This window comes from Bacteroides sp. 519, assembly GCF_010500955.1.
In the GTDB taxonomy this organism is placed as follows: Bacteria; Bacteroidota; Bacteroidia; order Bacteroidales; family Bacteroidaceae; genus Bacteroides.
The window spans coordinates 1-14151 of record NZ_QVMJ01000031.1 but is presented as its reverse complement, the minus strand read 5'-3'; the positions used below and the strand labels follow the sequence as shown (position 1 = coordinate 14151).

5 protein-coding genes are annotated in these 14151 nt (G+C 42.5%); 4 read left to right on the top strand and 1 reads right to left on the bottom strand.

The window, feature by feature from the left end; translation table 11 throughout:
* Positions 1 to 602: 602 nt before the first annotated feature.
* Positions 603 to 4688 (bottom strand): two-component regulator propeller domain-containing protein, encoded by a 4086-nt coding sequence (locus D0T85_RS19015; RefSeq protein ID WP_239060767.1) that lies wholly within the window; start codon positions 4686 to 4688, stop codon positions 603 to 605.
* A gap of 234 nt (positions 4689 to 4922) precedes the next feature.
* Here D0T85_RS19015 and D0T85_RS19010 point away from each other — a divergent pair, with 234 nt between their 5' ends.
* The 4 genes from D0T85_RS19010 to D0T85_RS18995 are packed head-to-tail and all read left to right on the top strand — an operon-like array spanning position 4923 to position 13984.
* Positions 4923 to 8075 (top strand): TonB-dependent receptor, encoded by a 3153-nt coding sequence (locus D0T85_RS19010; RefSeq protein ID WP_163215090.1) that lies wholly within the window; start codon positions 4923 to 4925, stop codon positions 8073 to 8075.
* A 19-nt stretch (positions 8076 to 8094) separates the two neighbouring features.
* Complete coding sequence (locus tag D0T85_RS19005; protein ID WP_163215089.1) at positions 8095 to 9798, top strand: RagB/SusD family nutrient uptake outer membrane protein; 1704 nt, start codon at positions 8095 to 8097, stop codon at positions 9796 to 9798.
* 22 nt (positions 9799 to 9820) lie between these two features.
* Positions 9821 to 11200, top strand: coding sequence for a glycan-binding surface protein (locus tag D0T85_RS19000; RefSeq protein WP_163215088.1), 1380 nt, complete (start codon positions 9821 to 9823; stop codon positions 11198 to 11200).
* A gap of 24 nt (positions 11201 to 11224) precedes the next feature.
* On the top strand, positions 11225 to 13984 hold the full coding sequence (locus tag D0T85_RS18995; protein WP_163215087.1) for an endo-1,4-beta-xylanase: 2760 nt from the start codon (positions 11225 to 11227) through the stop codon (positions 13982 to 13984).
* Positions 13985 to 14151: the final 167 nt, after the last annotated feature.

Below are 14151 nucleotides of genomic sequence, written 5' to 3'. Positions count from 1 at the left end.
GGTTCAGACTGTGTATGTATTGACTTGCCCCCAGTCGGGCTTCGCCCTTCACTGGGGGTTATTCAAATTGAATCCCAAGGGATTCACCATGCGGATAGCATACAATGAACCCCTTAACTTGATGACATTGGCCAACGGTCTACGATAAAGATATCACATGGAATGCGAGGCTGTAAGGAGCTTCTTGTATACTTTATACTTTATATAAGTTACGATTTATAAGCAATCACCCCGAAGGGGGTGACCTGTTGATAATATTTAGGGTAAGTGCGGTCTCTTGAGACCCAGCACTTACCCTAAATATTATCGAAAGGATGCTCTTTCAGAGCAGAGAACCGGCCAACAGCCTACGCTAGAACCTATAAGGCCTTATTACAAATTTGCCAGCAAAGGGAACAAGGAAACAAGGAAATACCATCATTGATAATCAACCAATTACAGTACCACTGATTTTTTAAGCCTGAGACAAAAGTACCACCATTTTTTAAAGCGTGGTACAAAAGTACCACCAGCATGATACTTTTGTATCACAACTAAGATACTTTTGTACCACAAGCATGGCACTTTTGTACCACCAGCATGATACAAAATAAAAAAACGGATTAAACAAACTCAGCTTTATCTTTGTACTCGGTTGGAGACATACCTGTAAATTCTTTAAATGAGTTGGAAAAATGCGAAACATTAGTAAATCCTATAGCATAGGCTACCTCCGATACGGTTAAACCATCCTCGCGTAACAAAGTAGCAGCTTGTTTTAAACGGATTGACTTTATAAAATCTCGTGCCGACTGCCCGGTAAGTTCTTTTAGCTTACGATGCATGTGTACCCTACTCATACCAACACTTGCGGCTAACATTTCCACATTCAGAGAAGAATCGGCCAAATGCTCGTTGATGGTTTTCATTATTTTTTCCATCAATATATCATCGTTTGATTTCTTTTCTATTTTTTCAAGCTTTTCCTCTACGTGTTTTTCGCTGGTGAATTTACTCTTTAATAGTTCGCGATTGGTTATCAGATTATAAATAGTAGTTTTAAGAAGATCTGTATTAAAGGGTTTCACAAAATAGGCATCGGCACCGGTTTCCAAACCTTCAATACGGTCTTCTGTTTTCGATTTGGCTGTAAGCAGAATTACAGGTATATGATTGATATTGATATGCTGCTTTATTTTACGACTCAGTGTGATACCATCCATTTCGGGCATCATCACATCGCTAATTACCAGATCGGGTTTTTCTTTCAGAATAAATTCCCAGGCTTCTTTTCCGTTACAACACTCATTAATTCTGTACTCTACTCCAAGTTCTTCGGTTATGAAGTTCCTTATTTCATCATCGTCTTCTACTACCAAAACCCTGTAACGGGTTTTGGTTTTTTGTTTTTCCTGGTTCGCTTCGGCAACTTCATTTAGTAATCCTGAAAACTTATCGGCTTTATTAACCAATACTTTATCTTCATCTGTTAATGCCGGGTTTTCAAGTTCATCGGCACGCAGATGATCGCTTCCCAAAGGAATCCGGATAACAAAACGGGTTCCTCCTTCTTCCTTGTTTTCGGCTATTATGGTTCCATGGTGCAGGGTTACTAACGAACGCGAAAGGTGTAATCCGATTCCGGTTCCGAAGTTGGAACTGGTTACATCATTATTAACCTGATAAAAGCGTTCGAATATCTGTTCAATATCCTCTTTGTTTATTCCTATTCCGGTATCGGACACCTGAATTTCGAAATACTTTCTTAACGGACCACGCACATTGACATCGGTTCCGGTTGTCAGGTTTACATCTATTTCGCCACCATCGGGCGTATATTTAAAGGCATTAGAGAATACGTTCATCAGCACTTTATCGAAGTTATTCAAATCTATCCATACCATCAGTTTCTCATCTGCATGCCGGAAGTTGAAACGAATTCCTTTCTTTTCGGCCTGATATTCGAAGGTTTGCATCAAATCATCAATAAACCCTACAATATCGGTTTCTCTGAATTTAAGATGCATCTGCCCTTTATCCAGTTTCCGTATATCCATTAACTGATTTATTAACCGGAGTATGCGTTGCGCATTTCTGTAGATTCGTAAATAGGTGGCCTGTTTCAAAGCATCTCCTTCGGCCAGCAGTTTCTCCAACGGACTGATTATTAAGGTCATTGGCGTACGTATCTCGTGCGATATATTGATAAAGAACTGCAATTTGGCTTCATTGAGTTGTTCCTGGTGTTCTTTCTCTAAAATTTGTTGCCGGTGCCTGAAACGGGATAGGATATACATTACAATCATGAACAGAACAAAACAAATGATTAGTACCCATATTATTGTTGCCCAAGTAGTTTGATACCACGGTGGAGTAATCAGAATGGTTACTGTACGGGTATTTGATAAGTTATCATGATCGGACGCCCGCACGCGGAAAGTATAGCTACCCGGATTAAGATTGGTAAATGTTACCCGGTTTACACCGGAATGGGTACTGATCCACTCATCTGTTAACTCATCTATTTTATACTGGTAAACAATGCGTTCGGGATTATTAAACTCGAAAGCAGAAAATTCAAGACTGAAGGTATTGTCGTTATAAGCTAAAGTAAACACATCGGTATCCATAACCGGGGTAACTGCCTGATTAGAACGGTAAAATTGTGTTATTACTATCTTCAAATCTTTTTTTAGCTCCATAATTTCTTTGGGGTAGAAAGTTGTAACACCGTCTGTTCCGCCAAAATACATTCTGCCCCGGTAATCTTTGAAAACGGCTCCACGGCTGAATTCATTTCCCTGCAATCCATCGGCTGCATAGTAGTTCACAAATTTACGTTCTTTATGTACCAGCTTAGACAAACCCTGGTGGGTACTGATCCATATATTTCCGCGTTCGTCTTCGGCCATACCACAAATTATATCACTTGGAATACCATTGGCAGTGGTATAATATGTAAATTCCTCGGTTGCTTTATTAAAACACACCAAACCTTCGGATGTACCAATCCAAATGTGATTATCGGACGATTCGAGCAAGCTTAGTACTACATAACCGGGCAACAGATTACTGCGATTCAGGTAATTGATAAAAGTTTGCTTTTGAGGATTGTAACAGGCTAGTCCATTATATGTTCCTATCCACAACATACCATCGGTACCTTTAATAATACTGTTTATCCAATCATTGGGCAGGCGGTCGATAGTCCAGTCGTTACTTTCTTCGCGGGTAGACTCGTAATAGCTGATTTGTTGGGTTTGCAAATTAACCCGTTGAATTCCGGCTCCCAGTGTACCTACCCATAAATGTTTATCATTGTCTTCGGTTATGCACGAAATCTTTTCACTACCCGGTCTGTTACCAACCCAAGGGGGAGATTGAATATATTCGCAACTGCCTGTGTTTTTATTCATGCGGGCCAAACCGTTAAAGTATGAACCTAACCACAAAGTGTTATTGCTATCCTCGTACATTGCCATTACTGTTCCGGGAATGGAAGAGGGCCCACTGGTAGGCAGATAATGACGTATTTGTTCACCATCATCATTTATAGCATACAAGCCATCGTTATCAGTTCCTACCCACGTAACATTTTGCCTGTCGTGCCAAATAGACATTACACAACCTGAACCGATTGTGTTTTTCATAATCGATTTGTAGCCGTAATAATGAAACTTATTAATTGTTCCGGGAATCAATATCAATCCTTTCTGAAAAATACCCAGCCACAGGTTGTTATCACGATCTTCCAGAATAGAATGCACTTTCGATTTCGAGAAGTCGAAAGGAGCTGCATTTATTTCATAGTCTTCTATTTCATTACTGTCGCTATTGTAAACCTTAAGTCCGTCGCCATCTGTACCAATAAACAGGTTACCCTGTTTACCCATAGTCAGGGTTTTTACATTAAGGTTCACATTCTTTTTATAGGGAACTCTGCGGAAAGATTCTTCGTAACCATTAATGGTATTGCGCAACAAAAATACTCCATTGGTAAGAGTACCTACAAAGATATTCCCTCTCCTGTCTTCAATAATGGCCGAAACATCATCACCTGATAAATCGTGTGGAGCCTTAAAGTTGTAAAGACTATTGGTTTCCGGCGAAAAGCGATACAAGCCTTTATCTTCGGTAGCTATCCACAAATACTTTTGAGAATCTTCAAAGATGGCATTCAGGTAAATGCTCCCCATCCTATCTGTTAGTTCAGTTTCTATATTGATGCGGGAGTTATCGTCTGGTTGATGCTTAACAGAAATAACTCCCTGTCCGGAGGTCGACATCCAGATTTCGCCATTTCGCCGTTCTACAATTCCGGTAATATGAGGATTTACTTTTGCATTGTTGCGGTAAATATCAACTTCCCTGAATGTATCGGTAGCACGATTGTAAATTTGCAATCCATTGATACAGCCAATCCAGAAGTTTCCATAACTATCTTCGTAAAGTGTACGTACATAATTGTTTTTAAGAGAAGTTGAGTCTCCTTTAATGTGCCGGTATATGGAAAAACGGATGCCATCGAATTTATTCAAACCATCTTCGGTAGCAATCCAAATGTATCCTTTCCGGTCCTGGTAGACCTTATTCACCAAACTATTAGACAATTCTTTATCGGTTGAAAAGAACCTGCCTGTTTGAGACCAAAGTTGTAACGGATAGAAAAGTAGGGTAACAAAAACAAATATAAGAATGATCTTTTTCATAGCTTCATACATCACAGTATCAACAAAGGTAAAATAAAAAAAGAACATATTAACCGATGTAACACACAGAAAACAAAATGTAACACACAGAAAAGTCCATGTTACCTGCCTGCAATGCTATGATACAGTTTTTTATTATATGAGAACCAGATTCTGCTTAAGTTTGCATCATTGAAAATTCAACTTTGTGAGAACCTATTAAAGTATTAACCATGAAACAAAAAAAATGATTTTATGAAAAGCACAAATCATTATTTAAAGCCAATAGGGCTGTTATTTATGCTCTGCATCATTCCTCTATGGGCTTTCGGTCAAACCATCACCGTGAAAGGTGTAGTTACCGATACCACCTACGGGGATCCTGTTATCGGAGCAAGTGTTGTACAGGCTGGAACCAACAATAATGGTACAATTACCGATTTTGATGGTAATTTCTCTATTACTGTACCTTCCAATGCTACTTTAAAAGTATCTTTTATTGGATACAAACCGCAAGAGATTGCCGTAAATGGAAAAACTACAATCAATGTTGTATTAAGAGAAGATACAGAAATGCTTGACGAAGTAGTTGTTGTGGGATATGGACAGATGAAACGTAGCGACCTTACCGGATCGGTAGTATCGGTAAACAATGAAGCAATCAGCAAATCGGTACCTACTTCTATCGATCAGGTTTTGCAGGGCCGTGCAGCAGGTGTGCAATTACAAGCTAACTCGGGTACACCGGGCGCCAGTTCTTCTATCCGCATTCGTGGTATTAACTCATTAAGTTTAACCAACCAACCTATCTTTGTTATTGATGGTGTTGTAATTGACTCGGCAACCGATAGCGAGAGCACTAACCCGCTTTCAAGCATTAATCCATCGGATATCGAAACCATGGATATATTAAAAGATGCCTCGGCAACTGCTATTTACGGTGCACGTGCATCGAACGGGGTGATTATTATTACCACCAAACGTGGAAAGGCAGGTTCGGCCACCATTAGCTACGATGGTTATGTGGGTTGGCAGGAAATGCCTAAGTTTCTTGATATGATGAACTTACGCGAATATGCCGAACATCATAACGACCGTGCCGATGCCGGAATTCAAAATCACAGTTATGGATTTATTCGCCCTGAGTTACTTGGCGAAGGTACCGACTGGCAGGACGAACTTTTTCAAAAGGCTATGATGACAAGCCACAACCTTTCTATTACAGGAGGTAGTGAAAAAACACAATATGCCATCGGAGCAGGTTATCTTAACCAGGAAGGTATTGCTTTAGGATCTAGTTTCAGACGCCTTTCATTGCGTGGTAATGTTGATTCGGAAGTAAAATCGTGGTTGAAAGCCGGTATCAACTTCTCTTTGTCGGACTCTAAACAAGAAGTAGGTACAGACAATGGTACCATTATGGATGCGCTTTTGCAACAACCATCGGTAGCTGTTACTGCACCTGATGGTTCTTTCGACGGACCCGACGACCAGTGGATGCCTACCAATCCCATAGGAATGGCATCGATTCGTGAAAACTGGAATCAAAAATTCGGCTTCCGCTTCAATACTTATCTGGAAGCCACCATCATTAAAGATTTGACGTTCAAAACAGAGTTATCACTCGATTATAATTTGAACAGTACTTATTATTTTCAACCTTCTTATAAGTTTGGTGTATTAGAAAGTAAAGAACGTACCTCACGCCGCACAAAGAACGACAGCAAATACTGGTCGTGGCGTAACATTCTTACGTATAACAAAACACTATCCGATGTACACAACATCAATGCGATGTTGGGACAGGAAATGTCGGAAAGTAAATGGGAGTACCTGCAAGGAGCTGCCAGTGGTTTCTTAACAAATACAGTACATAACATTAGTGGTGGCGACCGTAATGCATCATCGTCAACCGGTACAACAGGAGCCAGCTCTATTGCTTCGTTCTTTGGCCGTGCATTTTATGCTTACAACGACCGTTATTTGTTAACTGCTACTGTTCGTAGAGACGGTTCTTCGAACTTTGCTAAAGACAATCGTTGGGGATGGTTCCCATCGGCAGCTTTGGCATGGAAAGTTTCTAACGAAAAATCCATGGAGCCTGTTAGCGATGTAATCAACAACCTGAAACTACGCTTAGGATGGGGAACTACCGGTAACCAGAATGTAGCGAACTGGGCATACATGGCATTGCTTTCTTCAAGAGCTACACCTTGGGGAGCCGGTGTGTTAACAGCCAATACTCCTAACCCCGACTTGAAATGGGAAACAACCTACTCGACCAATGTGGGTTTGGATATGAACTTCTTCAATAACCGCATTGAGCTGATTGCCGACATTTACAACAAACGCACAAAAGATTTGCTGCTACAACTTCCTTTGCCTGCTTTCTTAGGATCGGTTGGAGAAGGTGCTGCCAGCAATCCATGGGCAAACATTGGTGAATTAGAGAACAAGGGTATTGAGTTAACATTAAACACTGTTAATATTGATACAAAAGGATTCCAATGGCGTTCAAACTTAGTGTTCTCGCTTAACCGCAGCAAAGTGCTTAGTATGGATACCGATAACTCATCTATCGAAAAAACATTCCAATTTGGATCCGACAAGCAAATTATTACTAAAACAACTGTTGGCCAGCCCATCGGACAGTTTTGGGGATACAAAGTTATTGGTCGTTTCAACAAGGCTGAAGATTTCTATTATAAAGATGCACAAGGCAACATAAACCCGGTAGCACTTCCGGCCGGATGCGTAATTGCAGAAACAGATACATGGATTGGCGACTATATCTTTGCCGACCTTAACAAGGATGGTGTAATTGATCATAACGACTGTACCTATATTGGCAACCCCGAACCTAAGTTTACTTACGGTTTTGGTAACACCTTCTCGTACAAAGGGTTTGACTTGACTATCTTCCTTTCCGGTTCTTACGGAAACGATGTGGTAAACTACAACCGCCGCCGTATTGAAGACCCACGCTTAAACAACAACCTTTTAAGCAAGGTTAGAGACTATGCACAGGTAGAATTGATTGATCCTGATGGCCCGAACGATTATCGTAACATGCATGTTGCAGGGGGTGATCCGTATATGCCTCGTCTTTCGGCTTCGAGCAAGAATGGCAACTACCGTATGAGCGACAGATTAATTGAAGATGGTTCGTACCTGCGTATCCAGAACATCTCAATAGGATATACTTTGCCCAAGAAATGGATTAATCCGCTTAATCTTACAAACGTGAAAGTATATGCCAACCTACAAAACGTTTATACATGGACAAACTATTCGGGTTATGATCCTGAAATCGGTGCTATGTATGGCGATGCTTTGATGACAGGCTTTGATTATGGCCGTTATCCGTCACCACGCATCTATACTTTTGGATTAAACGTTTCGTTCTAATTTCTTAATACATTCAACAATGAAGAAAAATATAGTATACATATTCATGGCTTTGGTGATGCAGTTTGGACTGACAAGCTGTGATGATTTCCTTACGCAGGTAAACAACACCGACCCCAATCTGGACACCTTCTTCGACTCGGACGAGGCTGTCTTTGCTGCTACAGCTCCACTGTATAACTACGTGTGGTATAGTTTCAATGATAAGTTTTATTATGGAATGGGCGACGGACGCTCGGGTAACATCAATGCTCCGTGGTCGGGTTATGTTTACCCATACACTAACTTTACCGAAACAGCATTGAGCGAAGGGCTTGAACAAGCCTGGGGGTCATTATATTCGGTGGTGGCGCAATCAAACAACGCAATTAATAACATCCGCGACAAATCGGGTACGGGTGTAACACAAGATGCCAAAGAACAAGGTATTGCCGAAGCTCGTTTTATGCGTGGATTGGCTTACTGGTACATTGCTTCGCTTTGGGGAAAAGGCATTATCTATGAAAACACAGCCGCTTTGGTGAATAACTCTGTTGTTCCGCCGCACCGCCGCACCGATGTTATTGAATTTGCCATTCGCGACCTTGAGTATGCTGCCAAATACTTACCACGTACCGGAAGAGCAGCTGGAAGACTAAACCGCTACTCGGCATTTGGAATGTTATCGCGTGTTTATCTATCTATGGCAGGCCTCACAACCGAAGGTGCTTACAACGGAAACAATATTGCTACCGACTTTAACCGTGGAACCCGCAACGAGTATTACCTCAACTTAGCTAAAGAAGCTGCATTGAAGGTAGTAAACGAATCTAGTTTCCGCTTGATGGACAATTACGGCGACCTGTTTAAGATTGAGAATAACAACAACTCCGAAGCAATGTTCCAACTGCAATGGTTATCAGGAAACACCGACAATATTGGCTGGGGTTGTAACCAAAGTATTACATCTTATTTTGGTTGGTCGACTATGGTATCCGACGGAACAAACTGGGGAGGTGCTACTTTTGCATCGTGGGATTTGGTTCGTACATATAAACCCGAAGATGTAAAACGTCGCCATGCAACAATTGCAACCTATGGTGCCGAATATCCTGAGATGTACAAAAAAGGAGGAGGCTACATTTATGGAGTAACCGAAGCCGGCAACGATTATCTGCAAAGATGCTGTATCCGCAAGTATGTAGTGGGCACCCAGGAAGACAATGGAGTGAGTTCCAAACAAAGTAGCGGTATCAACACCAACATGCTGAGATTGGCCGAGGTTTACCTGAACCTGGTTGAAGCAATAATGGGTAACAGCACTTCGACTACCGATGCAACTGCTCGCACCTATTTTAATATGGTACGCCAACGTGCCGGAATGCCTTTAGTAGGAGCCGAAGAAGCCATTACTTACAGTGACATTAATTATGAGCGCCGCATTGAGTTAGCAGTTGAAGGCCAGTACTGGTACGACCTGGTTCGCAGAGCTTACTACAGACAAAACGAAGTGATAGGATTCCTCAACTCACAAGAGCGTAATGCGGGATATGAATACGATGCCGAATCGACCGAAGCCTTTGAATACAAATGGCGTACCGAAGGTTCGGGAGCCTCTGATGCTACAGCAAATAGCTTGGTTCTGCCTATCTCGGATGTAGACAATGGCAAAAATCCGCTGCTTGCAGGCGAACCGATAGCATACGAATTTGATGCTGATGATAAGATAACCGATTTGTTTTAATACTAAAAAGGAATACAGAATTATGAAATCATTGAAATATTTAGTGTATCTCGTGTGTCTGATTTTCACTGCAAACACCTTTACGGCTTGCGATGATGACGACAACAAACAAGATACCACACCCATAAGCATTAAACAGATATACCTGCAAGACACAGAATCGAGTGTGCAGGATCGCCCTGTGGAGTACGTTCGTTTGGGACAAACTATCCGCATTGAAGGTAGTGGCCTTTTAGGTATGAAGAAAGTGTATATCAACGGATACGACACATACTTCAATCAGGCTATGATGACAGACAATAACATGTGGTTGCAGCTGAACAGCAAAACACCTGTAATAGACGCCGACGAGGATGTACGCAACAAAATTAAGTTTGTGAAATCAGGGGCGGAAACTACTATCGACTTCATTATCCGGGCAGCATCGCCACGGGTATCTGGTGTAAGCAATTCATTGCCTCAACCCGGCGAATTGGTTTATGTGTATGGCAGCAATCTGCACGAAACAGCCAAAGTAACTCTCCCGGGAGGAACAGAAATAACAACTGGCATAACCTCGCACATCGATGGTGAATGGTATTCGTTCAAAATGCCCGAGGGTGTAACAGCCGGAGGTTCTGTTTACTCGGAAGGTGCAAACGGAATTGCAGCTACACCGGCTTACTTCAACAACACCGATTGTATGGTGCTCGACTTTGATGGAAAAGGTACCCAAGGCTCTTGGAGCTGGACCGAAACCGGTTCGATGATGAATGCCGACGACTTAGCCGACGATCCTGCTAACTCCGGACGCGGTAAATGTGCGCAACTCATTCCGCAACGTTTACTCGATGCCGGTGGTATTGCAGCAGGAAAACCACGTGCAAGCGAAATATGGACAGCAGGAAACGATGATGCTATGGATGATTGGAGCCGCATGTTCTCTTACATTCCGGCTACTACACCTATTGATGAAATAGCACTTCAGTTCGACATCTTAGTACCCGAAGCGTGGGAAGGTTCCGGACACATTGAGATATTGCTGATTAACAATTACAACTTTGGTGGAATAGGTTCTGACGACGATGGTGGATACACTGCATTTGTAGTACCTTACATCAAAGATGGAAAAATAGAACCGTTCAAAACTGCCGGATGGACCACAATTACTATTCCACTCAGCGAATTCGGATACTTTGCAAAGAATGCCGAAGAAACAGACTTTATATTCCAGCACGTAGTAGATGCTCGCAACAGCGCAAGTTACCGCAACTTCGGAATGGGCTTTGTAAACACAGACTTTAGTTATGGTGGTGTAGATGTAGCATCTGTAACCGCTTCGCCAAAGATATACGCAGACAACTGGCGTATTGTACCTTGTGCAGCTATCGAAATCTCTGATTATCCGGAAGACGAAGAATAACAATTACTTAATGTCATTAATTATATGAAACTACATAAATATATCTTTACCGCAGCTATTGCAGCACTAACACTCAACAGCTGTTACGACGAAAAGATGGATTGGGGTAAGCCCGATGGACATGGCGATGTGGCCATTGCCGAGATTCCTCTTAACCTGGCCGAGAAACTGGCTAACTACGATTACATTAAGAACTACGCAGCCCAATACATGCCCAACGCAGTTATTGGACTCGGTATGGGGGCAAGCATCTACCTTGAAGATGCAGACTTCCGCCAAGTAGCCGACGAAAACTTCCAGATGCTTACCACCGGAAACGCTATGAAACACGATGCTGTGGTAGGAAACAGCGGAACATTCAACTGGACAACCATTGATAATTTCTTTGCAGCTATTCCGGCCGATATGAAAGTGTATGGACACACACTGTTGTGGCATACACAACAACGCGCCGCTTATCTGAACTCGCTTATCAAACCCGATGTTATTGTAGAGGAAGATGGTAGCGGTGTGGCAAACATCGTTCCTAACTCAGACTTCGAAGAAGGTAACGCCAACCAGTTTGGTGCATGGGGAAATAGTTCAACCAAAGCCATCTCTGAAAAAGGAGAAGGATACAAGAGCGACTATGCCATGGTGCTGACAAACCCAACCGACGCCAATTCGTACAATGCGCAAGCAGCCTTTGGATTGGACGATTACCTGATACCCGGCGAAACATACGTGATTCAGTTCTATGCCAAATCAAGTTCATCGGCAGGTAAACTGCAAACCCAGTACCAAAACAGCGATACTTACGGAAGTCAGGGAGCCTATAAAACATTCGATGTGGGTACCTCATGGGTGCTTTGCGAGAATGAATTTACCACAGAGTTTGACGATGTTAACCGCATCCTCATTAACTTTGGCGAAGTAGGAGCAACTTATTACATCGACGACTTTAAGTTCGGATTGAAAAAGGAAAACGAAACCGAAACAGTAGTTAACCTCTTTGATAACTCCGACTTTGAAAGCGGAGACACAAACCCATGGGGTAGCTGGGGAGGTAACAGCCCTACTAAAGCCATCTCCGAGAAAGGTAAAGGATACAAGAGCGATTATGCTATGGTACTTACCAATCCTGTAGACGGAGATTTCTGGCAGGCACAAGCAGCTTACACTTTCGATGGTTCTTACCTGGAAATGGGCGAAACCTACAGAATTGAATTCTGGGCGAAATCAGATTCACCTGCCGGTCAGTTGCAAACACAGTACCAAAACGGAACAAGCTACGGAAGCCAAGGTGCTTACAATACCTACGAAATAGGAACCGAATGGGTGCTCTGTGAATACGAATTCGAAGCCGAATACGATGACATAAACCGTATATTGATTAACTTTGGTAAAGTAGGAGCAAACTACTACATTGATAATATTAAGTTTGGAAAGCCGGTAGAGCAAACTACTACTCCACCAATGCTGAACATATTCAATAACTCCGACTTTGAAGAAGGAAATGCCGACCAGTTTGGTTCATGGGGAGGTAACAATCCAACTAAAAGCGTTTCCGGGAAAGGCGAAGGATACAAGAGCGATTATGCCATGATACTTACCAATCCTGTAGATGGAGATTTCTGGCAGGCACAGGCTGCTTACACATTCGATAATTCTTATCTGGAAATGGGTGCAACCTACATGCTTCAGTTCTGGGCTAAATGTGATACACCTGCCGGTCAGTTGCAAACACAGCATCAAAACAGTACCACCTACGGAAGCCAAGGAGCCTACAATGCATACGAAGTAGGAACAGATTGGATGTTGTACGAACACGAATTCGAAATGACATTCGACGATGTTGACCGAATTATCATTAACTTCGGTAAAGTGGCTGGTAACTATTACATCGACGATATTAAGTTTGGCAAAAAGATTGAAACCCGCGCTGCACCAGCTCGCATGGCAGCACCTGTAACCCGTGGAATTATTACTGTAGAGAAAACACCTGAGCAAAAGAAAGCCATCATTACCGAAGCCATGAAGACATGGATCACCACTATGGTAGATCATTGCAAAGAACGCGTACACATGTGGGATGTATTGAATGAACCCGTTGCCGACAACGGTACCCAATTACGTGGTGTAGATGTTGTTCCTGCCGAAGTGGGCACCAACGAGTTCTATTGGGGACAGTACATTGGTAAGGAGTATGCACTGAAAGCATTCCAGTTTGCTCGCGAAGCCGACCCGGAAGCCATTCTGTTCATTAACGACTTTAACTTGGAAACCAGTCCAACCAAGCTGGCAACACTTATTGATTATGTAGAATGGATTGACAAAGAAAACGGAACACCCATTGTTGATGGTATTGGAACACAGATGCACTTGCACGCACCAAGTATTACCCGCGAAGAGATAGACGCTATGTTCAAAACAATGGCTGCTACCGGAAAATTGGTACGTGTTACCGAACTTGATGTTAGATTAGAGTACAACCCCGAAAGCCAGATAGTAGGAACCGTTGAGCAATTTGAACGCCAGGCCTTGGTGTACCAATGGGTAGCCGAATCGTACAGAGAGAATGTTCCACAGGCACAGCAATCGGGCATCACAATATGGTCGCTTACCGACCATGCTCGCGAACATGAATTCTGGTTGAAGAACGATGTTCCTAACTTGTTCAATGCTAACTACGAACGCAAGCATGCTTATAAAGGATTCTGCGATGGCTTAGCCGGACGGGACATCAGCGAAGACTTCAATGGTGAAAACTGGAAGGATGCTTATCCTGTAGAGGAAGAAGAGTAAAACATGCCTAGTCATGTTCGGAAGATCTCATTCGCCACGAAGTGGCAGGTTAGTTCAGCCCCAGGCAACGCCCAGTCATGTTCGGAAGATTTGTATATTTCCCTTTATTGCTTATTTGGGGTTATCCAAATTTTATCCTTTCAGAACTATCGTTTTCTTTTTTACGG